Below are 22,167 nucleotides of genomic sequence, written 5' to 3' on the forward strand. Positions count from 1 at the left end.
GGCTGCGTTTGACCTTAAGCCCGCGCTACGCGCGTGATCCGAGCATGGGCTCGGCTCTACAGGGGCGGCCGTTACGCCACGCCGTGCAGGTGTTCGTACAGGATCGTCGCGCCGATGATCACCAGGATCACACCGCCGATGATCTCGGCACGCTTGCCCACCATGCTGCCCAGCACGCGGCCGAGCATGATGCCGACGGTGACCATGGTCAGCGTGCACAGGCCGATGACCACGGCCATCACGCCGATATGCACGTCCATGAAGGCCAGGCCGATACCCACCGCCATCGCATCGATGCTGGTGGCGAAACCCGTCAGTGCCAGCTTCCAGAAGCCGTGGTGCTGCGAGGGGTCTTCGTCTTCCTCGGCACTGTCCGGACGCAGACCGTTGTAGATCATGTGGATGCCCAGCGCGCCGAGCAGACCGAAGGCGATCCAGTGGTCGAAGGCTTCGACGTACTGCAGGGCGGCACGGCCGAGCAGCCAGCCGATGATGGGCGTGATCGCCTCGATGACGCCGAAGATGATGCCGGCACGGAGTGCGTCGCGGAACACCGGCTTGCGCATGGCCGCACCCTTGCCGATTGCTGCGGCGAAGGCATCGGTGGACATGGCAAAGCCGATCAGGAGGATCGAAATGGGGGACATGGGCGGCTGCTGAGGTCGGGCTAGGACGGACGCACGGCCTGCGCTCGCGCCCAACCTGACGTTGCGCGCGCGGGCCGCTGGTCTCGCCAACCATCATGGTTGTCCACGCCACGGCGCACTGGCCGAGTATGTTGACGTGGACGATTCCTGCGAAGGAATCCGGCTACTCCCCAAGGGGACGCGAAGCTTAGCATCGCGATTCGCGCGTGGCGCATTTCCAGCGAAACGCGCAGGCAGGGCTGGTTTGTATAGCGATGGCTATAACAGGACTTCCGCGACGCCGCGCTTCGCGCGTGAGCCGAGCATGGGCTCGGCTCTACAGAACCCCGCGGCACCTGCATTTGTAGAGCCGAGCCGACGCTCGGCTGCTCTTCGATCCGACGACGGAGTCCCGCGCCCCGAGCGGGAGCCGAGCATGGGCTCGGCTCTACAGTCGCGATCTAGGCATCACCACTGCCGGTGTCGCGCAGCGCGCCGAGGAAGGCGCGCAGCGAGGCTGGCTTGATCGGCTTGGTCAGCACGCGGTATCCGCGTTCGCGAGCCATCCGCTTCAGCTCGTCGCGACCATCGGCAGTCAGCAGCGCGCCGGGCAGCGCATAGCCTGCCGCCTCGCGCAGCGCCACCAGCGCATCCAGGCCATCCATGCGGTCGTGCAGGTGGTAATCCACCAGCATCACCTGCGGGCGCTCGGCGATCTTCTCCAGCGCCTGGTCAACGGTGGCGGCAGTGATCACCTGCACCTGCCAACGGCCCAGCAGCGCGCGCATGCCGTCGAGGATCTCTTCGTCGTTGTCCACGCACAGCACGCGCAGGCCGGCCAGCGAATCACTGCGCACTGGCGCGGCTACGCTCTGTGCAGGTGTGACCAGCTCGGTGTAGCCCGGCAGCGGTGCCACCCGCGGCAGGATGATCGAGAACATCGAACCACTGCCCACGCGGCTGCGTGCGTTCAACCGATGATCAAGCAGGCGCGAGATACGCTGGCAGATCGACAAACCCAATCCCAGCCCCTGCTCACCCCAGTCGAAAGGCTGCTGGTAGCGATGGAACTCGTCGAAGATCTGCCGCATGTGGTGCTCGGGAATACCCGGGCCGGTGTCCCACACCTGCAGTTCCACCTCGTCGCCGCGCTGCCGCACCGCCAGCACGATGCGGCCCTGGCGCGTGTAGCGCAGCGCATTGGCGAGGAAGTTCTGCAGCACGCGGCGCAGCAGGCGGCGGTCACTGCGCACCCACGCCGGGCGCGCGAACAGGTCCAGGCGCAGGCCACGACCGGCGGCGACCGGGGTGTACTGCGCGGCCAACTCGCGCATCAACGCGCTCACGTCGAACTCGCCGATCACCGGATGCAGGCCGCCGGCATCCAGCCGCGACACATCCAACAGGCCATCAAGCAGTTCCTCGGCCGCACGCAGCGACGCATCCACGCGTTCGGCCAGGTGCTTCTGCTCGTCACTCACATGATCGCTGTCGCGCAACGCCGAAGCGAACAGACGTGCGGCATTCAATGGCTGCAGCACGTCATGACTGATCGCGGCCAGGAAGCGGGTCTTCGACTGCTGCGCGACTTCGGCCTCGTGCGAACGCTCGGCCACGCGCTGTTCCAGTGTTTCGTTGGCCTCCAACAGCGCGCGTTCGGCGTGCTTGTAATCGGTGATGTCGTTGTAGCTGGTCACATAGCCACCGCCCGGCAATGCCTGGCCGCGCATCTCGATCACCTTGCCATCGCTGCGGGTGCGCTCGAACACGTGCGGCGAACCGGCCCGCATGTAGCCGATGCGGCGGTTGATCTGGATTTCGATATCGCCCTCGCCCAGCTCACCCCGCTCGGCGTTGTAGCGGATCAGGTCAGCCACCGGCCGCCCGACGTAGAGCATGCCGTCGGGGTAGCCGAACATGTCCTGGTAGCGGCGATTCCACGCGGTCAGCCGCATGTCCGGGTCGACCACGCTGACCCCGGCGCTGATGTTCTCCAGCGTGGTCGAGAGGATCTCGCGGTTGAAGCGCAGCTCCTGGCCGGCCTCATCCAGCACCGCCACCACTTCACCCAGGTCCATGCCCGAACCGCGCAGCAGGCTGGTCAGCAGAAGGCGTGCCGATGCCGCACCGATCGACGCAGCCAGCAGACGCTCGGTGAACTGTACCCACGGCCGGTCCGCAGGCGCCGAGGATTGCAGTTCGCGGCCCAGCGACTGCGCCTGCTCGAAGAACGAACGCCGCGCATGGCGCTCGCCGACCACGCGGGAGGCCAGCGCCAGCAGGTCACCCACATGCACGTGACCAGGCCAGCCACCGGCCACCGACGGGCGCTCGGCATACGGGTCGAGGAACGGCGCGGCGCGCAGACGCTCGTCCACACCGGGACGCCAGCGCGCGGACACCAGCATCATCGTCGCCGCATTGACCAGCAGCGACCAGAACGTGCCATGGGTCAGCGGATCCCAGCCGGTCATGCCGAACAACTGCTGCGGGCGCAGCCAGGCGATGCCAAACGGGCCGTTCTGTACCCAGCCGTCGTCCATCCAGCCGGCGATGGTCATCGCAGGCAGCAGCAGGGTGTAGAGCCAGGTGGCGAAGCCCAGCAGCATGCCGGTCTCGACACCGCGACGGCTGGCACCGCGCCAGTACAGGCCACCGATCAGGCCGGGCGCGAACTGGGCCACCGCGGCGAAGGCCATCAGGCCGTACGAGGCCAGCGTGCTGTCGTTGCTGCTGCTGCGGTAGTAGCTGTAAGCCATCAACGCCAGCAGCAGGATCGCCAGACGGCGGATCCACAACACCCGTGAAGCGACGTCGGCCGCTTCCTGGTGATCACCACTGCGGCGCAGCAGCACCGGCATCACCAGGTCGTTGCTGACCATGGTGGCCAGCGCGATCGAGGACACGATGACCATGCCGGTAGCGGCGGAGAATCCGCCTACGTAGGCGATCAGCGCCAGGGCGTTGCGCCCCTCGGCCAGCGGCAACGCCAGCACCATCGAATCATCGGCGACGCTGCTGCCGGTGCCGAACAGGCTGACACCCGCGGTAGCGATCGGCAGCACCATCGCCGAGATCAGCACCAGGTAGCCACCGAACATCCAGCGCGCGCGGCGCACATCGCGTACGTCACCGCACTCGACCACGGCCACGTGGAACTGGCGCGGCAGGCAGATGATGGCGAGGAAACTGAGCAGGGTCTGCGAGATGAAGCCCACCGGCGGCAGCCCGGTGAACAGTGTATGCACCGACTCCACCACCGCCTCGTTGCGGTCGCTGAGCCAGACGTAGGCGAACACGCCCACGGCCACCATCGCTACCAGCTTGATCACCGACTCCAGCGCGATGGCCAGCATCATGCCGTGGTGGTGCTCGGTAGCGTCGACCTGGCGGGTGCCGAACAGGGTGGCGAACAGCGCCATCAGCAGCGCCACGTACAGCGCCGGATCGCTGAAGAAGCCGGTCGGGCCGGTGTTGCCGGTCAGCACCTGCAGGCTCATTGCCACCGCTTTGTACTGCAGGGCCAGGTACGGAATGATGCCGATCAGCGCGATGATCGCCACCAGCGCCGCCAGCCGCCGCGAGCGACCGAAGCGCGAAGAAATGAAGTCGGCGATGGACACCACGTTCTGGCTGCGTGCGATCAGCGCCAGGCGCTCGATGATGCGCCAGCCGAACAACAGCAGCAGCAACGGACCGATATAGATCGGCAGGTAGCCCACGCCGTTGCGCACGGCGGTACCGACCGCACCGTAGAACGTCCACGACGAGCAGTACACGGCCAGTGCCAGGCTGTAGACCACCGGCCGCAGCCACGGCCGGTCGGGGTACATCGGCCGACGGTCACCCCACCACGCCACGCCGAACAGCAGCGCGGCATAGGCAACCGAGACCAGCAGCAGGATCCAGCTGGAGACCACGCGCGCGTTTCCGTCGGAAGAACCCGCAGTGTAGGCCAGGCGTGGCCGGGGGTGCGGGCTCGTTGGGGACAACCACCCCCACCAAGGTGGGGGCCTACGCGGTGCGGGCCACGACCATTGGTCGTGGCCGGCTTCTTACTGGGCCGGCACGCCCATTTCCTTCAGCAGTTCCGGCGCCGGGTAGACCTTGGCCAGCAGCCAGCGCAGGTAGCGCATGTCCACGTGCACGGCGCGCTTGTAGCGCGGGTCGAACCACCAGCTGGCGCTGACCGATTCCCAGTTGCTGTCGAAGTTCAGGCCGATCAGTTCGCCCTTGGCGTTGAGCACCGGCGAGCCGGAGTTGCCGCCGGTGGTATCCAGGTTGGTCAGGAAGTTGACCGTCTGGGTCTTCAGCGCCGGGTCGGCGGTGCTGCCGAAGTCACCCTTGGCGATCGCGGCCAGCAGCGGCTTGGGCGCATCGAACGGATAGGCGTTGGTGTTCTTCTCGACGATGCCGGCCACGGTGGTCACCGGCGAGTAGGTCACGCCGTCGCGCGGATGCAGCGCCTCGACCTTGCCGTAGCTGATGCGCAGGGTGCGGTTGGCATCCGGGTACACCGCGCGGCCCTGCTTGGCACGCCAGGCGAACAGCGCCTGCATGTAGGCCGGGCGCAGGCGCAGCTGCTCGCCTTCGCGGGTCTTGCTTTCGTTCTCGATGCGCAGCTGCGCGGCCACCAGCGGGCCGGCCACGGCGATCAGCGGATCGGCGGCCAGTGCCTTGCCTTCGCGTGCAGCAGCGAAGCGCGACAGGCGCTGCGCCTCGTCACCCAGCTGGGTGCCGGCGTACAGGGTGTCCAGTGCCTTGGCCAGCTGCTCCGGGGTACGGCCGAAGGCCGTATCGAACTCGGCCACGCGCTGCGCGTCCGGCAGCTGCTGGTAGCGGGTCAGCAGGGTGGTCAGCAGCGCCTTCTCGACCTCCGGCGCGTAACGGCGCTGAACCTGCTTGAGCACGCCTTCGATCATCGCCTGGTCGCGCTGCTGGAAACCGCTCTCGCGCTGCGCGTCCGGCTTGGCCGACTCGATGCGCAGGCGTTCCAGCAGCAGCGCCGAGCGCAGCAGCTGGCTCTGTGCGGCCATCTGGTCCAGCAACAGGTCACGTTCGCCCACCGCCGCGCCCTGCGACAAGTTGGTCAGCAACGCCTTGATGTCGCCCTGGTACTTGCGGTCGGTGGCAGCCAGCATCGCCGTCTCGTCGGCGGCACGCTGGGCCTTGGCGTCGCTGCGCAACAGGCCTTCCAGCTCACCGGCGGCGCGCTTGCGGTTGTTCTTCAGCGACTGCAGCTGCGAGGCGTAGCGGGTGCGCGCCTGCGCGTCCTTGGCGCTGGCGGCCTCGATGGTGTCGATCATCTGCTGGAACACCGACACGCGGCGCGGCAGCACGGTATCGATCTGGCCGGCGAATTCGGCCGCGGTACGGTGGCGATAGGTGATGCCCGGGTAACCGGCCAGCATCGCGTAGTCACCTTCCTTCGGACCTTCCACCGACATCTGCAGGTGCGCCGGCGCCTGGTAGGGCACGTTGTCCTTGCTGTAGGCGGCCGGCTTGCCGTCCTTGCCAACGTAGGCGCGCAGAAGGGTGAAGTCGCCGGTGTGGCGCGGCCACATGAAGTTGTCGATCTCATCGCCGTAGTTGCCGATCGCACGGGGCGGCGCATAGACCAATCGCACGTCGCTCAGTTCCAGCTGGGCGATGCGGTAGAAGTCGGTGCCGTAGTACATGTTGGCCACCGAGCAGCGCACGCTGCCGTCCTTCTCGCACTCGGCCACGATCTGCTTGCTGGCCGCATCGACGGCATCGAAGTAGGCGCGGCCGGTCTTGCCACGCGCCTGCGCCAGCACCTGGTCGGTCACCTTGTCGAAGCCGACGGTGACCAGCACGCGGAAGTCCGGGTTGGCCGGACGCTCGTCGGCGCGGCCCTTGGCGATGAAGCCACCATTGATCAGGTCGTGCTCGGGCGAGCTGTTGTACTGGATCACGCCCATCGCCACGTGGTGGTTGGTCAGCAGCAGGCCGTCGGCGGATACGAACGAGCCGGTGCCACCACCGGCACGCACCACCGCGCTCAGTGGCGGCGCAGTGACGTTGGCCAGGTCGGCCGGATTGCCCTTGAAACCTGCGGCCTGCAGCGGCTTGGCCAGTTCCGGCAGCTGGGTCGGCATCCACATGCCTTCATCGGCGTGGGCGCCGGCGGCGAGGGTCAGGCCCAGGGCCAGGGCGGTAGGAAGGGCTTTGCGTGATGACATGAGGCAATCCGGTACGACAGAACAGCCCGGGACCATAGCCGCTGGGGCCGGATGGGGCAACGGCCGATGGTTGGGGGCACGTACCTGTAGAGCCGAGCCCACGCTCGGCTGCTCTTCTGCCCGCCCCCCAACCCGCGCTGTGCGCGGAAGCCGAGCATGGGCTCGGCTCTACAGAGATCGCGCGGCGGGTTACTTCTCCCGCCGCCAGTTGATCGACCCACGGTTTTCCACCGTGCTCGATTCCACTTCCACGTCGAAGCCACGACGCAGCAGGTACTTCAGCGTGATCACCGAACCGGCACCGACCAGCGACACGCCGTAGCCGACGTACAGCTTGGGCGAGATGTACTTGCCGACACCGATCACCGAGCCACCCAGCGCGCGCGACTGGCTCACGCCGGCATCATCCAGACCCAACTTGGCACCGAGCTGGGAAGCCAACAGGCCACTGCCTGCCGACAGCGCCGCCGAGGCCGCATTGACCTGCTGGGTCTGGTCGCTGCTGGCACCGGTCAGGCTGCGCCCCAGCACCAGGTAACCCAGTGCCTCGGACTGCGACATCGCCGGCTCGGACCACACATCCGCACGCGGCTGCTGCGCCCGCCCGGTCACGTCGATGCCCGCGGTGACATCACCAATCCGGCGCTCGGCGCGGATGTTGATGCGCGGGTCGGAGACCGCGTTGTAGTTCCACGTGAGGTTGCCGCGGGTAATGGTCAGATCCTGGCCATAGGCCTTGTAGCGACCACTCACTTCCAGCCCGCCATTGGCGGTCATCTCGCGACCGGGCTTGGCCCAGACCTGCATCTTGCCGGTCAGCGCGCCCTTCAGGCCGAAGCCGGTCATCTTCACCTTGTCGCCGAGGCTGACGGTCAGCTCCATGTCCAGCGGCGAGGTGCGCGACTCTTCCGGATCGGCCGGATCCAGCACCACCACGTCTTCGGACACCGAGGTGCCACGGTCCAGGCGCTCCAGGTCGATGTCGGCCTCGGGCACATGCACCGTACCGCGCAGTTCCATCGCGGCCTTGGCCAGGGTGAAGTCGAGATTGGGATTGGCGACGATGCGCAGCTCGCTGGTGTTGGACAGCAGCACGTTGTCGCCGTGGATCTTCAGCTGCAGCGGCTGCGCATCGCCGAACCACGACAGGCCGCCATCGACATACAGCGTGCCCTGGCCGGAATTGGCCTGCGCGGTGATCTTGGCCGAACCATCAGGCTGGGCCACGAAGCTGCCCTTGCCCTGATCGAAGGTCAGGCCCAGCGCCGGGAATTCGCCCTTGAAGTTGCTCAGTTGCGCGTCGCCGCCCAGCGACGGCTGGCCGCGCGTACCGCGCAGGCTGACGTGGCCTTCGATCAGGCCGGTCGGACGCACGATGTCCGGCGAGAACAGCTCCAGCCAGTACAGCCGCGACATGTTGAGGTAGAGCTCGCCGTTCAACGGCGCGCTGGCTTCCCAGCCGGTCTGCATCTTCGCATCGACGAAGCCGTTGCCCTGGAAGCCCATGCCCAGGTAGCCCTTGATGCTGGCCGGGGTCATGTCGAGCTTGAGCGAGAACTGGTCGTAGCGCACCAGTTCGCCACGGGTGGTGTCGCCCACCGTGTTGCGGTTCTCGCCCAGGCGCACGCCGCCTTCCTTCGAGCGCACTTCCACATGGCCTTCCCAGGCGTTGCCGCGCGGGCGGATCTGCGCGTCCAGGCTGACATCGCCACGCAGGTAGATGCGGCGGCCGGACTGCGGCGGCAACCACGGCTGCACCAGCGCCAGCGGCAGCGCATCACTGCGCACCACCAGGCCCTCACGCGGCCAGTTGGCCTGGGCGCACAAGGCACCGCTGCTGGCAGTAGCCAGGCAGGCTTCGCCCAGCGTGTAGTTGCTGCCGTTGATCGCGAACGCCGCCGGTGCACGCAGCGACCAGGCATCGCCCTTCACCGGTGCGATGCGCAGCGCGGCCAGCTCGCCACGCCACTGCGCGCCCTGCTGGCGGATGCTGCCCTGCAGTTCGACCGCGCCCAGCTCGTTGCGGGTCTGCGCGGCCAGGCGCAGGTTGGAGACACTGCCCTGCGCGTCGATGTTCAGCCGCTCCAGCAGCATGCCGGCATTGACCTGCTGGCCCTGGATCGCCAGCGTGCCGCTGTCGCCCCGCCACGGCAGCCGGCCCTTGATGCTCACGCTCTCGGCGCCGTAGCCATCCCAGTTGAGATTGTTGCCGACCAGGTCGGCGGTGATGTCCGGCGCATCGCGCGGGCCCTTCACCTGTACCTGGCCACGCAGGCCACCATCGGCACCCGGCAGCAGGTCACTGAGCTGCAGCGGCTCGAAGCGCGCGTCGATGTCGAGGCGATCGCCGACCTTGCCCGAAGCGGTCACCCGGCTGCTGCCCAGCGACAGTTTCAGATCGCCCTGGCCCTGCTCGCCCTGCAGCGCGAACTTGCCCTGCGCATCAAGATTGCGCTGGCGCAGGATGCCCTTCAGCGACGGCAGGTCCACCGTGGCTTCCAGCGTGCCGGCAGTGCCCGGCGGCGCGTTGGCCGGCGGTGGCAGCTGGCGCCCCTTGGAGGCCAGATTGCCGGACAGGCGCCCATCCCAGCCTGGCGCGAAGTAGCCTGGGTCGAAAGCCTTCAGCGTGGCCTTCGCATCCCAGTCCAGCTGCGGTGCCCAGGCCACCTTGCCTTCCACCTGCAGCTGACCGCCCGGGGTCTGCGCCTGCAGTTCGCGGATCTCAGCAGCCTGATCATTGCCACGCACGTCGAAGCGCAGCTGCGCTTTCTGCTTTTCGCGCTCGACTTCGGCACGGCCGATCGCCGCCCAGGCCTTCAGGGTACCGGCCAGGCCAAAACGTGCTTCCTTCAGGGTCACCGGTACCGGCGCACTGCCGGCGGTGTTCGGATCCGCTGCCGGCACGTAGGTCAGGTCATGCGCGACCACCGAGAAGTTGAGCTTCTGCTGGTCTTCCTGGCTGAAATCGGCGTTACCTTCCAAGCGCGCTTCGCCACCGAAGCCCTTCACCAGCAGCGGCGAGACCTTCAACACCTGGTCCTGCAGCGATACCACCGACGGTGCCAGCTCCAGTTCCTGATCGCCCTGCTTCACCTTGCCGCGCAGGTTGGCATTGCCACCCTTGCCGGCGGCGGTGAAGTCCAGCGCCAGCGGGGCAATTGCCGAACCCGCCAGTGCCGGTGACAGCAGCGCCAGATCCAGCTCGTCGCTGCGCACGCTGGCGCTCCAGCTCGGATCGGTACGGCCATCGAACACCAGCATCGCGTGCAGCGGCTTCGGCGCACGCCCGGCCACCGCCACCTCCATGTGCGACAGGTCGCCGCGCGCGACCAGGCCGATCGTGGCGGCAGTGCGGCCACGTGGCGCCGGCAGCACCGCAGTGACGGTCACATCGGTGTCGTAGTCCTTGGCCGGGATGTAGCGGCCCTGGGCAGTGAAATTGCCCATGTCGCTGTCCACCACCAGCTTGTGTGCCTGGAACTCGCCATTGGCGATCTCGATGCCGCCGCGCACGCGGCTGATGTCGATCACCGGCTCGTTGGCCTGGCTGATGCGGAAGCCGTCGATGGCGATGGCATCGGCCTGGATCGCCAGCGGCATTTCGATCTGCGGCAGCGAATCGGGCCACGACGGCAGCTTGAACGGCTCGTCGCTCTTGGCCAGGTTCAACGTCGCGTTGGTCAGTTCCAGCTTGTCCAGCAGCAGCTTGCGGCCCAGCAGCGGGCGCAGGTCCGGCTCCAGGTGTGCACGCTCGGCATGGAAATGGATGTCGTCGTAGCGGAAGTCGACGTTGTACAGGGTCAGCGGGCCGGCCACCGGGCCGTCCACCTTGTCCCAGGTGAAGCTGGCGCCCACCGGCAGCCGCGCCACCACCTGTGCCAGCAGCACATCGCGTCCGGCCACGGTCTGCAGCAGCCAGTACACCGCCAGCAGGGCCAGCAGCACCAGGCCGACCACGCCGGCGCCGGACCACGCCCAGAAGCGGCGGCGGCGGTAGAAGCGCACGCGCGGCGGCGGCGTGTTCGGGGTCGGTGCGGGCGTGCTCACAGGTCCGCTCCGATGTTCAGGTACAGCTGGAACTGCGAATCCGGGTTGTTCAGGCCATGCGCGATATCCACGCGCACCGGCCCCACCGGCGACTTCCAGCGCACGCCGAAGCCAACGCCGGTGTGCAGATCGATGGTGTTGTCGAAGGCGCTGCCGGTATCGACGAACACCGCCGCGCCCCACGGACCGCCATTGAAGTAGTGCTCGTATTCGGCCGAGCCGATCACCAGGTTCTTGGCACCCAGCGCGTATTTGTCTGGTGCCGGGGTCCGCGGTCCGACTTCGCGATAGGCGTAGCCGCGGATGCTGCGGTCGCCACCGGCGAAGTAGCGCAGGCTGGGCGGCATCGCCACCAGATCGCTGGTCCAGGTGGTGCCACCTTCGCCGCGCAGGATCAGGCGGTTGCTTTCACCCACCGGGATGTACCAGCGCAGCACGGCGTTGGCCTGCACGAAGCTGGTATCCGAGCCGGCGCCCTCGACGCCGGCACGCATTGTCGCGGTACCGCTGATGCCCTTGCGCGGGAACATTTCGTCGTCGACGTTGACGTAGTCGGCCACCATCTGCGGGTAGACCAGCGTCGAGGTGTTGTAGACCGCGTCGGTGAACTCGGTACCCGAGGCATAGCGCCAGCGCTCACGCAGCGCGTTGATCGAGGCGATCGCGGTCCAGTGCTCGTTGATCTCGCCGCTGCGGCTGGCGATCAGCTTGAAGTTGCGCAGGTCGATGTAATCGGTCTGCTCGTCATAGGCACTGGCTGCGAAGGTGTACCAGCCATCAAGCCACTTGAAGGCGGGAATACGGTAGCTGGTGACCAGGCTCTTGCGCCTCTGTGCATAGTCCAGCTGCGTGTTCATCTTGTGGCCGCGGTTGTTCAGCCACCGCCGCTCGATGCCACCGCGCACACCCGGGCCACTCTCGCTGCCGTAGCTCAGGCCGGCGGTGTAGATGGTGCGCTTGGCGCGGGTCAGCTTCACGTCCACCGGCACATCGCCGTTCTCGTCGGCCTGGTCCGGCCGCGGCTGGATGTCGATCACGCTGAAATAGTCCAGCTTGGTCAGCGACTCGCGCAGCCGGTCCAGCTTGCCCTCGTGGAAGTAACTGCCCTGGTCCCAGTAGACCAGCGGGTCGAACAGCTTGTCGACGAAGTAGTCCTGCTCGAAACGCACCGGGCCCATGTTGTAGCGGCGGCCGCTGTCCCAGGTCAGGTCGATGTCGGCAGCGTTGTCGGCACGGGTGATCTGCACCTGGCGCTGGGTGTAGTCGGCGTCGAAGTAACCGCGCTCGGCCAGGCGGCGGGTGACGGTGATCTTGCTGGCCTCGTACTGGGTATGCACGAAGCGCTGGCCCTTGCGCGGCTTGAACTTGGCCAGGTCGTCCTGCAGGTACTGGTCGTACATCGCCGGGCCGGTGATGTCGATGTGCTCGCGGCGCACGGTCACCGGGGTGCCCTTGTCGACATGGATCAGCACGCGTACGTGCTCGTCCTCGCGCGGCGCCTCGACCTTGATCACCGGGTTGTAGTACCCGAACGGCTCCAGCGCCTGGCGGGTCTGCCGCTCGGCCTGGGACAGCAGGTACTCCAGGCGCGATTCGCCCTGTTCCTTGCCGATCGTGTCGTACAGCGACAGCGATTCCTGGATGTTCTCGATGATTGCGGCGTCGTCGCCCTTGTCCAATCCCTTGATGTCCACCTTGTCGATGGTGCCGCGCGCATGGGCCACGGAGGTGGCGGCCAGCGTCAGGACCATCAGCGGCAGGGCGTATTTCTTTGGCTGCATGCGGCACAGCATACCGACCGGAGGTGACGATGCGAAATGCATCACGTCATTGGGGATCGGTTGTTAAGTGGCGGTCAAAATACGCGCCTTTGTGGCGATCATCGTGATCGCAGGGGAGGATGCCGGCATCGTGCCCGATGCCGGCAATGACCCCGATGGACATCCGCCGGCGATTGGGTGCGCGGGGCAATGCCGGCCAGCGGCCGGCACTACCGATACCGGCATCAGCTCGACAGATGCTCGATCGCCGCCACCTTGCCCAGGCGCTCGCCCAGCATCGTCAGCAGCGCAAGACGATTGCCACGCAGCGCCAGATCGTCCGCATTGACCATCACCCCATCGAAGAAGGCATCGACCTGCTGGCGCAGCCGCGCCAGCCGTGCCAGCACGGCCACGTAGTCCTTCTGCTGCAGGCTGGTGCCGGTGTCGTCGATGGCCGCGGTGACCGCTTCGGCCAGCGCGCGCTCGGCGTCTTCCTGCAGCAGCGCCGGGTCGATCTGGCCCGGAATGTCGCCTTCGGCCTTGCGGAGGATGTTGCGGATGCGCTTGTTGGCCGCAGCCAGCGCCTCGGCTTCCGGCAACGCCGCGAAGGTGCCGATCGCATCCAGGCGGCGGTCGAAGTCGTACAGCGAGGTCGGCTTCAGCTCGGCTACGGCGTTGAAGTGCGTGGCCGGCACGCCCTTGTCGCTGTAGTAGCCCTTCAGGCGGTCGAGGATGAAGTCGTACAGCTCGCCGACGTCGGCCTGCACGTTGCGCGCGGCCAGGCCGGCGTTGGCGCTGGCCAGCAACGCGCGCAGATCCAGCTCGAAACCGCTTTCGATGATCGTGCGAGCCAGGCCCAGCGCGTTGCGGCGCAGGGCGAACGGGTCCTTGTTGCCGGTCGGCTTCAGGCCTGCGGCGAAACCACCGGCCAGCGTGTCGACACGTTCAGCAATCGCCAGCACCTTGCCCAGCGGCGACAGTGCGATGTCGTCACCGCCGAAACGCGGCTGGTAGGCCTCGTCGATGGCCAGCGCCACCTCCTCCGCTTCGCCACCGGCCACAGCGTAGTGGCGGCCGGCGATGCCCTGCAGTTCCGGGAACTCGTTGACCATGCGCGACTGCAGGTCGTTCTTGGCCAACTGCGCGGCCCGCTTGGCCTGCGCGGCGTCGGCGCCGACCTGGGGGGCGATCACTTCGGCCAGGGCGGCCACGCGTGCCACCTTGTCGGCCACGCTGCCCAGCTTGGCCTGGTAGGTCACCGTCTTCAGGCCGTCACCCATCGACACCAGGCCCTGCTTCAGGTCCTCGTCGAAGAAGAACTTGGCATCGGCGAAGCGCGGGCGGATCACGCGCTCGTAGCCCTTGGCCACTTCGGCCACATCCTTCGATTCGATGTTGGCGATGCCGATGAACTTCTCTGTCAGCGTGCCGCTGTCATCCAGCACCGGGAAGAACTTCTGGTTGATCTCCATCGTTTCGATCAGCGCTTCCTGCGGCACCGCCAGGAACGCGCGCTCGAAGCTGCACAGCACTGCAGACGGCCACTCGACCAGGTTCACCACCTGCTCCAGGTTGTCGTCGGTGATGCGGGCGCTGCCACCGGCCTTGGCCGCGGCGGCCTCGACCTCGGCGACGATGCGCGCACGGCGTTCGCTCGGGTCGACCAGCACGAAGGCGGCGCGCAGGGCTTCAACGTAGTCCTGCGGCTGTGCCAGCGACACCGCCTGGTCGTGGTGGAAACGATGGCCACGGCTGACGCGACCGGCCTGCAGGCCGAACAACTCGGCTTCAACCACGTTGGCACCGTGCAGCAGCACCAGCCAATGCGCCGGGCGCGCAAAGCCCCAGGCGTGGTCGCCCCAGCGCATCGGCTTGGGAATCGGCATCGCCGCGATCGCCTCGCGCAGGATCTCCGGCAGCAGGCTGGCAGTGCTCGCGCCCGGGGTCACCGCGCGGTGCACGAAGCGCTCACCCTTGTTGTCGCTGGTCTTCTCCAGCGCGGTCCAATCGATCCCGGCCTTGGCGGCGAAGCCCTGCAGGGCCTTGGTCGGCAGGCCTTCGGCATCCAGCGCGATGTTCAGGTACGGGCCCAGCACTTCGCTGTGCTGTTCCGGCTGTTCCAGGCCAACGCCCGGCAGCAGCACGGCCAGGCGGCGCGGGGTCGACAGCGGGCGCGCATCGCCCAGTTCCAGTGCGACGCCGCGCTTGCGCAGGCCGTCGACAACGCCATCGAAGAAGGCCTGGGCCAGGCCCGGCAGCGCCTTGACCGGCAGCTCTTCGGTGCCCAGTTCGATCAGCAGGGGGGACAGTTGGCTCATCGTTTCAATCCTGTGGTGGGGGTGCAGCGCGCGACGCGTCCGGCGCCCCGGAGTAAGGGGGAGAGCGGCCGTCAGGCCTTCTTCGCGCCCGGGAAGCCCAGCTTCTCGCGCTGCTCGTAGTACGCCTTGGCCACCGCCTGGGCCAGCGCGCGCACGCGCAGGATGTAGCGCTGGCGCTCGGTCACGCTGATCGCGCGGCGCGCATCCAGCAGGTTGAAGGTGTGGCTGGCCTTCATCACCTGCTCGTAGGCCGGCAGCGGCAGGTTCACTTCCACCAGCTTCTGCGCTTCACGTTCGCAGGCATCGAAACGGTGGAACATCTCTTCCACGTCGGCGTATTCGAAGTTGTAGGTGCTCTGCTCCACCTCGTTCTGGTGGTAGACGTCGCCGTAGGTCACCGGCTGGCCGTCCGGGCCGTAGGTCCAGACCAGGTCGTAGACGTTGTCGCAGTTCTGCAGGTACATGCACAGGCGCTCGAGACCGTAGGTGATCTCGCCCAGCACCGGGCGGCACTCCAGGCCACCAGCCTGCTGGAAGTAGGTGAACTGGGTCACCTCCATGCCGTTGAGCCAGACTTCCCAGCCCAGGCCCCAGGCGCCCAGCGTCGGCGATTCCCAGTTGTCCTCGACGAAACGCAGGTCGTGCACCAGCGGATCGATGCCCAGTGCCTTCAGCGAATCCAGGTACAGCTGCTGGATGTTGTCCGGCGCCGGCTTCATCGCCACCTGGTACTGGTAGTAGCGCTGCAGGCGGTTCGGGTTCTCGCCGTAGCGGCCGTCGGTCGGGCGGCGCGAGGGCTGCACGTAGGCCGCGTTCCAGCTCTCCGGACCGATCGCACGCAGGAAGGTGGCCGGGTGGAAGGTACCGGCGCCCACCTCCAGGTCGAGCGGCTGGATGAGCACGCAGCCCTGCTGGGCCCAGAACTGGTTCAGGGTCTGGATCAGGCCCTGGAAAGTGATCGGAACGGTCGGGGTCGCGGACATGCGTACGAGTCTTGGCCGGCAAGGGGGTGCGCTAGTATAGCGGCCGACCTGCGGGGCATTCCGTACCCGGGAGGAGCAGGCAGATGGAACATCGGCTGCCGGTGGGCACGCCCGGCGAGGCTGGCGGCGTACCGCTGCCGTGGGGTCGCCTGCAGTTCGAACAGGTGGGCGCGGCCCTGATCGCTGATGGCCTGGTGGCCGAGCAGGAGCGCGAACGCATGCGGTTTTCCGCACAAGGCGCGCGCAATGCCAGTGAAGTGCACCCGCTGGTGCTGCTGTCCAACCTCAAGCTGGCGGCCAGCGGCGGCGGCGAACTGACCCTGGAACGCCTCACCGAGTGGCTGGCGCGGCGCACCAGCAGCCGCTACCTGCGTATCGATCCGACCCGGGTCGACGTTGCCGCCGTCACCGCACTGGTCTCGCATGCCTATGCACGCCGCCACCGCTTCCTGCCGCTGGCGGTGGATGCCGAGCGCGTGCTGGTGGCCACCAGCGAGCCGCTGGTGCAGGAATGGCGCCGTGACCTGCAGCACCTGACCCGGCGCCGCATCGAACTGGCGGTGGTCAACCCGCTGGACCTGCACCGCTACACCATGGAGTTCTACGGGGTGACCCGTTCGGTGCGCGGCGCCCGAGGCGACGTGCGTGGCGAAGCCAATACCACCCTGCCCAGCTTCGAACAGCTGGTGGAGCTGGGCCGCACCGGCGACGTCAACGCCGACGACCAGCACATCGTGCATATCGTCGACTGGCTGCTGCAGTACGCCTACGAGCAGCGCGCGTCGGACATCCACCTGGAGCCACGCCGCGAAATGGGGCGCATGCGCTTCCGCATCGACGGCGTGCTGCACAAGGTGTTCGAGGTACCGCCGGCGGTGATGACCGCGGTGGTCAGCCGCATCAAGGTGCTCGGCCGCATGGACCTGGCCGAACGCCGGCGCCCGCAGGATGGCCGCATCAAGACCCGTTCGCCGGGCGGCCGCGAGGTCGAGATGCGCCTGTCGACCATGCCCACCGCCTTCGGCGAGAAGTGCGTGATGCGCATCTTCGACCCCGATGCCGCGTTCAAGAGCATCGACCAGCTCGGTTTCAGCCCGCAGGAGGCGGCGGGCTGGAATGCACTGGTCGAACGCCCGCACGGCATCGTGCTGGTGACCGGCCCGACCGGCTCGGGCAAGACCACCACCCTGTATTCGACGCTGAAGCGCCTGGCCACGCCGGACGTGAACGTGTGCACGGTGGAGGACCCGATCGAGATGATCGCGCCCGAGTTCAACCAGATGCAGGTGCAGACCAATATCGACCTGGACTTCGCCAGCGGCGTGCGCACCCTGCTGCGGCAGGACCCGGACATCATCATGATCGGCGAGATCCGCGACCTGGAAACCGCGCAGATGGCGGTGCAGGCCTCGCTGACCGGCCATCTGGTGCTGTCCACCCTGCATACCAACGACGCGCCCTCGGCGGTCACCCGCCTGCTCGACCTGGGCGTGCCGCACTACCTGCTGGCCAGCACCCTCAACGGCATCCTTGCCCAGCGCCTGGTGCGCACGCTGTGCCCGCACTGCAAGCAACCGCACAGCTTCGGCGCGGCCGATTGGGCGGTGCTGGCTGATAGCCATGCTGCATATCCAGATGCCGCCACGCCCTGTCGGCCGGTCGGTTGCCTGGAGTGCCGGCGCACCGGATTCCTCGGCCGCATCGGCCTGTATGAGTTGCTGCCATTGGGTTCGCGGCTGCGCGGGCAGATCCGCGCCGACATGGATCTGGCCGGTTTCACCCGCGCCGCGCGGGCTGAAGGGCTGCGAACCCTGCGTCAGGCCGGGCTTGAAAAGGTGGCGCAGGGGCTGACTACAATCGAGGAAGTCCTGTCAGTCCTGCCGCCCCCGGATGAACCCAGCCCCATTCCTGATCCTTGAAACCGGCCGCCCGGTGCCGTCACTGCGCCGCTACGGGCGCTTCCCGCACTGGATCCGCGTTGCCGCCGGGCTGGAAGAGCACGAGACGGTGGTGGTCGATGTCGAACACGGTGGTGACCTGCCCGACCCGCATGCCTTCGCCGGCGTGCTGGTGACCGGCTCGGCTGCCTTCGTCACCGACCATGCCGAATGGAGCGAGCGCAGTGCAGCGTGGCTGCGCCAGACCGCCCACGACGACCTGCCGGTGTTCGGCATCTGCTACGGCCACCAGCTGCTGGCGCACGCGCTGGGCGGCGAGGTGGCCTATAACCCGGCCGGCCGCGAGTCCGGCACGATCGAGCTGGAACTGCAGCCGCAGGCCGCGCAGGACCCGTTGTTCCAGGGCCTGCCGCAGCATTTCGCCGCCCATGCCACCCACCTGCAGACGGTGCTGCGCGCGCCGGACGGTGCCGAGGTACTGGCGCGCTCTCCGCTGGACGGCTGCCATGCCTTCCGCTGGGGGCGCCAGGCCTGGGGCGTGCAGTTCCATCCCGAGTTCGCCACCCACCACATGCGCGGCTACGTGCGTGCCCGCGCCGACTGCATCGGCCGCCACGGCGGCTGCGCCCGCAGCATCGAGCGTGCGGTCAGTGCCGCACCGCTGGCCCGCCAGCTGTTGCGCCGCTTCGTCCGCCAGGCGCGGCTGTCTTCAGCCCAGCCGGCGACAAAACAGGGATAATCGGCGGCACGGGTGACTGCCCGGCCCCCTTTCTGTCCCTCCCGGATGTCCATGAAAGAGATTCGCAAGCTGCCGGCCTCGGCGGGCGCTCAATGGTTGCTCGATACGTTCTCCCTGTACCGGCGTGCGCCGCTGCAGCTGGCCCGGATCGGCCTGACCTGGCTGCTGGTGAGCTGGGTGGTGACCCTGCTGTCGACGCTGATTCCCGGTGCCGCCGGCATGGCCGTGCAGCTGATGACCCTGGCCATTTCGCCGATCATGTTCGGCGGCATGCTCTATGCCGTGGGCGAGATCGACGAAGGCCGCCCGGGCCTGGCCTCGCACCTGCTGCAGCCGATCCGCGACCACCGCGTCAGCCACCTGCTGGTGCCGCTGGCGATCCAGGTGCTGGCGGTGCTGCTGCTGGGCGCACTGTTGTTCATGATGATCGGCCGCGAGGGCTTCACCGCCTTCAGCGAGGTCATGACCAAGATGGAAGAAATCAGCCGCAGCGGCCAGCAGATCAAGCCGGACGACGCGGCCGCACTGGTCGCCAACCTGCCGGCCAAGCGCATCGCGCTGTGGATGCTGCTGGTGTTCCTGAGCGCGGTGGCGCTGTCGCTGGCGATGTTCACCCAGCCGGCGCTGGTGGTGTTCGACAAGCAGAGCGGCATGCATGCGCTGCGCCTGAGCCTGCAGGGCTGCATCGAGAACATCGGCGCGATGTTCGTGTTCGCCGCGCTCGGCCTGATCGCCGCGTTCTGCATGTACATCCTGTTCGTGATCGTGATCCAGGTCGCGATGCTGATCGGTGGCCCGCTCGCCGCGGCCTTCATCGCCCAGCTGGTGCTGACCACGGTGCTGATGCCGCTGTATGTCGGCGCGGTCTACGCTGCGTGGAAGCAGATGTTCGTGCACCGCGGCAGCCGCGCGGCCCCGCCGATTCCGACCACGCCGACCTCGAGCGACGTGTTCCACGCCTGACGGTCGCTCAACGGTAGCGCCGGGCCATGCCCGGCGGGCGGCATCGCATCGAGAACCAAGACACGCCGGGCACGGCCCGGCGCTACCGCATCAGGCGGCGGGTTTCTTCACTACCGACGACGGCACCAGCCAGCGTGCGGCGTGGATGCCCAGTTCGTAGAGCAGGCACATCGGGATCGCCAGCATCAGCTGCGAGACCACGTCCGGCGGGGTCAGCACCGCCGCCACCACGAAGATGCCGACGATCGCGTAACCGCGGCCTTCCTTGAACTGCTGCGGCGTCACCCAGCCCAGCAGCACCAGGATCACCATCGCCACCGGCAGTTCGAAACTGCCGCCGAAAGCGAAGAAGATCGCCAGCACGAAGTCCAGGTAGGCGTTCGCATCCGGAGTGATCGCGATCACGTCCGGGCTGAAGGTGGTCAGGAAGTGGAACACCGCCGGCAGCACCAGGAAGTAGGCGAAGGCACAGCCGGCGTAGAACAGCAGCACCGACGACACCAGCAACGGCACCGCCAGGCGCTTCTCGCGCGCGTACAGGCCCGGGGCGACGAACGCCCACAGCTGGTACAGCAGCCACGGCACCGCCACGAACAGGGCGACGAAGAAGGTCAACTTCAGCGGGGCGAAGAAGGCGCCGGCGGGGTTGGTGGCGATCATCGTCTGCCCGTTCGGCAGCTGCGAGACCAGCGGTTCGGCCAAGGCGTTGTACAGCTTCTGGGTGAATGGCAGCAGGCCCAGCAGCACTACGCCCAGGCCCAGCAGCGCGCGTACCAGGCGTCCGCGCAGTTCCACCAGATGTTCGACCAGCGAGCTTTCGCCGAAGTCCTGTTCACTCATGGATGACGCTCCGTGCTCTGCGTCGGCGGCGTCGGGCCGGCTTCAGCGGACGTGGCAGGAACGGCCCCTGAAGAAACAACGCCTTCCGTAGCAGCCGTGGTCGAAACCGGTCCGCTGTCCTGTGCCGGCGCATCGGTCTCGGACGGCTGGCTCAGGTGTGGCGGCAGATCCGCCTGTGCGGGTGTACGCACCTCCTGCACAAGGTCATCGCCCTGCTGCTGCGCCTGCTGCGCTTCGCGGCGGATTGCTTCACCGCTGGCACGCAACTGGTTCTCGGTGTCCTGCATGCCCTGGCGCACGTCCTGCATCTGCCGCTTGATGTCCTCGGCCTGCAGTTCGCGCTCCAGTTCCTGTTTCACCGAATCCCACTGATTGCGGGCACGACGTACCCACAGGCCGGCAAAGCGGGCCGCCTTGGGCAGGCGCTCAGGACCGAGCACCACCAGGGCAACCACCGCAATCACCAGCAGTTCGCTGAAGCCGATATCAAACACCGCAACCGCTCCGGATCAGCGTGGGGTGCGGTCGTGCTCGTCCTGCGCGGTGCGCGAGGCATCCTGGCTGCGCGATTCATCGCCCAGCTGCGCGTTCGGCTTGTCCTCGTCGCGCATGCCCTTCTTGAATTCCTTGACCGCCGAACCGAGATCCTTGGCGCCGCTGGTCAGGCGCTTGGTGCCGAACACCAGCAGGACGATGGCCAGCACGACCAACCAATGCCAGATGCTGAAACTGCCCATAAAGACGCTCGTTACGTTAGTGATCAGGCTGTCGAGCATAGCGCACCGGGTGTTAGCCGGCGCGCGTGACGAAAGTCAGTTTCCGCCCAGCGTTTCCGTGCGGATTTCACCGTCGGTGACCGGCTGGAAGCCCTGCTGCTGCGGCGGCGGGGTCTGCGGCACGTTCTGCAGCGGCGCGGTGGTGGCTTCGGCCGGCGCGGCCGGCGCTGCCTGAACAGGCGCCGGCGCGGCAGCCGGGGCGGCTGCCGGGCGCGGGGCGTTGCCGCCATTGCCGTTGCCGTTGCGGTTGTTGCGAGCGGCGTAGGTGGCCTCTTCCAGGCGGTCGCGGAAGGCGACCACATCCATCGACGGCGAACCCGCCGCACGGCCTTCGAAGATCATCCGCGGTGTGGTGTTGCTGCCGTAGGCGTCGAGGTTGGCGGCATCGTCGATCTGCAGCACCGCACCATCAAGAGCAACACCGGCGAACAGGCCCCGGGCGCGGGACCACGACCAGATCTCGGCCTTCAGCTGGCCGTCGGTCGCAGCAGCGGCATTGCGGCCAACCGGGCCCGCCGCGACACCGGCATCGGCGCCAAGGGTGAACTTGCCGTTGACCAGATTGTCCAGGCTGCGGTCGTTGCGGAACACCAGCACCACGTCGGAGGACTGCACACCGGCCTGGAAGCCGATGCTGCCACCGGTAAGCTTGATGAACACCGGGTTGGACCAGGCGCCGTTGGGCATGCGTACCGACATCAGGCCATGCCCACGGCGACCACCAATGACCAGACCGGCCTTGATCGTGTCGGGAATGACGATGACGGCGCGGCCTTCGTCCAGCAATTTGTCAGGAATACCCTGTTCAGGAATTCCCTGGATTTCGGCCAGCACACGTACCGCATTGCGGGCGCGCTGGTCTTCCTGCGGTCCGGCCATGGCCTGGCTGGACAGCAGAGTGGCGGCGATCAGCAGGGCTTGGATCGGGCGACGCATGGCAGGCTCCAGAAGTCAGTCCATAGGAAGATATAGCAAGTGACTGAAATTAATAGTGTTGCCATGAATCGCCAA

Annotated in this window: 14 protein-coding genes and 1 riboswitch; of the genes, 3 read left to right on the forward strand and 11 right to left on the reverse strand. The window is 67.3% G+C overall.

Annotated elements, in window-relative coordinates; translation table 11 throughout:
- Positions 1 to 71: 71 nt before the first annotated feature.
- From SMAL_RS20190 to glyQ, 7 genes are all read right to left on the reverse strand, one after another.
- Positions 72 to 647 carry a manganese efflux pump MntP gene (locus SMAL_RS20190; protein ID WP_012512512.1) on the reverse strand — a complete coding sequence of 192 codons (576 nt, stop codon included), beginning with the start codon at positions 645 to 647 and terminating at the stop codon, positions 72 to 74.
- Between the two features lie 88 nt (positions 648 to 735).
- A riboswitch (yybP-ykoY riboswitch) is annotated at positions 736 to 825 on the reverse strand.
- Between the two features lie 262 nt (positions 826 to 1,087).
- Complete coding sequence (locus SMAL_RS20195) at positions 1,088 to 4,546, reverse strand: hybrid sensor histidine kinase/response regulator (protein ID WP_012512513.1); 3,459 nt, start codon at positions 4,544 to 4,546, stop codon at positions 1,088 to 1,090.
- A 135-nt stretch (positions 4,547 to 4,681) separates the two neighbouring features.
- Positions 4,682 to 6,829, reverse strand: coding sequence for a S46 family peptidase (locus SMAL_RS20200; protein WP_012512514.1), 2,148 nt, complete (start codon positions 6,827 to 6,829; stop codon positions 4,682 to 4,684).
- A 189-nt stretch (positions 6,830 to 7,018) separates the two neighbouring features.
- Positions 7,019 to 10,876: a translocation/assembly module TamB domain-containing protein gene (locus tag SMAL_RS20205; RefSeq protein ID WP_012512515.1), complete on the reverse strand. Its 3,858-nt coding sequence runs from the start codon at positions 10,874 to 10,876 to the stop codon at positions 7,019 to 7,021.
- Complete coding sequence (locus SMAL_RS20210; protein WP_012512516.1) at positions 10,873 to 12,669, reverse strand: autotransporter assembly complex protein TamA; 1,797 nt, start codon at positions 12,667 to 12,669, stop codon at positions 10,873 to 10,875. The genes SMAL_RS20205 and SMAL_RS20210 overlap by 4 nt, the downstream gene beginning before the upstream one ends.
- A 212-nt stretch (positions 12,670 to 12,881) precedes the next feature.
- Positions 12,882 to 14,957, reverse strand: a complete 2,076-nt coding sequence (glyS, locus tag SMAL_RS20215; protein ID WP_012512517.1) for a glycine--tRNA ligase subunit beta — start codon at positions 14,955 to 14,957, stop codon at positions 12,882 to 12,884.
- Positions 14,958 to 15,028: 71 nt separating this feature from the next.
- Positions 15,029 to 15,940 carry a glycine--tRNA ligase subunit alpha gene (gene glyQ / locus SMAL_RS20220; protein ID WP_006403404.1) on the reverse strand — a complete coding sequence of 304 codons (912 nt, stop codon included), beginning with the start codon at positions 15,938 to 15,940 and terminating at the stop codon, positions 15,029 to 15,031.
- An 83-nt stretch (positions 15,941 to 16,023) separates the two neighbouring features.
- On the opposite strand from glyQ, the gene SMAL_RS20225 reads away from it, so the two are divergent.
- The 3 genes from SMAL_RS20225 to SMAL_RS20235 are packed head-to-tail and all read left to right on the forward strand — an operon-like array spanning position 16,024 to position 19,540.
- Entirely contained in the window at positions 16,024 to 17,859 is a 1,836-nt protein-coding gene (locus SMAL_RS20225) for a GspE/PulE family protein (protein ID WP_012512518.1), read from the forward strand.
- The gene (locus tag SMAL_RS20230) at positions 17,831 to 18,577 is read left to right on the forward strand and encodes a glutamine amidotransferase (RefSeq protein WP_012512519.1); all 747 of its coding nucleotides are present in this window, start codon (positions 17,831 to 17,833) and stop codon (positions 18,575 to 18,577) included. Before SMAL_RS20225 ends, SMAL_RS20230 begins: the two co-directional genes overlap by 29 nt.
- A gap of 51 nt (positions 18,578 to 18,628) precedes the next feature.
- On the forward strand, positions 18,629 to 19,540 hold the full coding sequence (locus tag SMAL_RS20235) for a BPSS1780 family membrane protein (protein WP_012512520.1): 912 nt from the start codon (positions 18,629 to 18,631) through the stop codon (positions 19,538 to 19,540).
- Positions 19,541 to 19,630: 90 nt separating this feature from the next.
- Here SMAL_RS20235 and tatC read toward each other — a convergent pair whose 3' ends face one another.
- From tatC to SMAL_RS20255, 4 genes are all read right to left on the reverse strand, one after another.
- On the reverse strand, positions 19,631 to 20,380 hold the full coding sequence (gene tatC / locus SMAL_RS20240; protein ID WP_006403544.1) for a twin-arginine translocase subunit TatC: 750 nt from the start codon (positions 20,378 to 20,380) through the stop codon (positions 19,631 to 19,633).
- The gene (gene tatB / locus SMAL_RS20245) at positions 20,377 to 20,874 is read right to left on the reverse strand and encodes a Sec-independent protein translocase protein TatB (RefSeq protein WP_006403547.1); all 498 of its coding nucleotides are present in this window, start codon (positions 20,872 to 20,874) and stop codon (positions 20,377 to 20,379) included. Before tatB ends, tatC begins: the two co-directional genes overlap by 4 nt.
- 15 nt (positions 20,875 to 20,889) lie before the next feature.
- A complete protein-coding gene (gene tatA / locus SMAL_RS20250) occupies positions 20,890 to 21,117 on the reverse strand; it encodes a Sec-independent protein translocase subunit TatA (RefSeq protein WP_012512521.1) in 228 nt (75 codons plus the stop codon).
- 75 nt (positions 21,118 to 21,192) lie between these two features.
- The gene (locus SMAL_RS20255; RefSeq protein WP_012512522.1) at positions 21,193 to 22,092 is read right to left on the reverse strand and encodes a lipid-binding SYLF domain-containing protein; all 900 of its coding nucleotides are present in this window, start codon (positions 22,090 to 22,092) and stop codon (positions 21,193 to 21,195) included.
- Positions 22,093 to 22,167: the final 75 nt, after the last annotated feature.

This window comes from Stenotrophomonas maltophilia R551-3 (assembly GCF_000020665.1).
GTDB lineage: Bacteria > Pseudomonadota > Gammaproteobacteria > Xanthomonadales > Xanthomonadaceae > Stenotrophomonas > Stenotrophomonas maltophilia_L.

Bases quoted from the DNA above. Each gene is read 5' to 3' on its own strand.
- SMAL_RS20190 (WP_012512512.1), bottom strand. From the start codon at position 647: ATGTCCCCCATTTCGATCCTCCTGATCGGCTTTGCCATGTCCACCGAT.
- SMAL_RS20200 (WP_012512514.1), bottom strand. From the start codon at position 6,829: ATGTCATCACGCAAAGCCCTTCCTACCGCCCTGGCCCTGGGCCTGACC.
- SMAL_RS20210 (WP_012512516.1), bottom strand. From the start codon at position 12,669: ATGCTGTGCCGCATGCAGCCAAAGAAATACGCCCTGCCGCTGATGGTC.
- glyS (WP_012512517.1), bottom strand. From the start codon at position 14,957: ATGAGCCAACTGTCCCCCCTGCTGATCGAACTGGGCACCGAAGAGCTG.
- glyQ (WP_006403404.1), bottom strand. From the start codon at position 15,940: ATGTCCGCGACCCCGACCGTTCCGATCACTTTCCAGGGCCTGATCCAG.
- SMAL_RS20225 (WP_012512518.1), top strand. From the start codon at position 16,024: ATGGAACATCGGCTGCCGGTGGGCACGCCCGGCGAGGCTGGCGGCGTA.
- SMAL_RS20230 (WP_012512519.1), top strand. From the start codon at position 17,831: ATGAACCCAGCCCCATTCCTGATCCTTGAAACCGGCCGCCCGGTGCCG.
- SMAL_RS20235 (WP_012512520.1), top strand. From the start codon at position 18,629: ATGAAAGAGATTCGCAAGCTGCCGGCCTCGGCGGGCGCTCAATGGTTG.
- tatC (WP_006403544.1), bottom strand. From the start codon at position 20,380: ATGAGTGAACAGGACTTCGGCGAAAGCTCGCTGGTCGAACATCTGGTG.
- tatA (WP_012512521.1), bottom strand. From the start codon at position 21,117: ATGGGCAGTTTCAGCATCTGGCATTGGTTGGTCGTGCTGGCCATCGTC.
- SMAL_RS20255 (WP_012512522.1), bottom strand. From the start codon at position 22,092: ATGCGTCGCCCGATCCAAGCCCTGCTGATCGCCGCCACTCTGCTGTCC.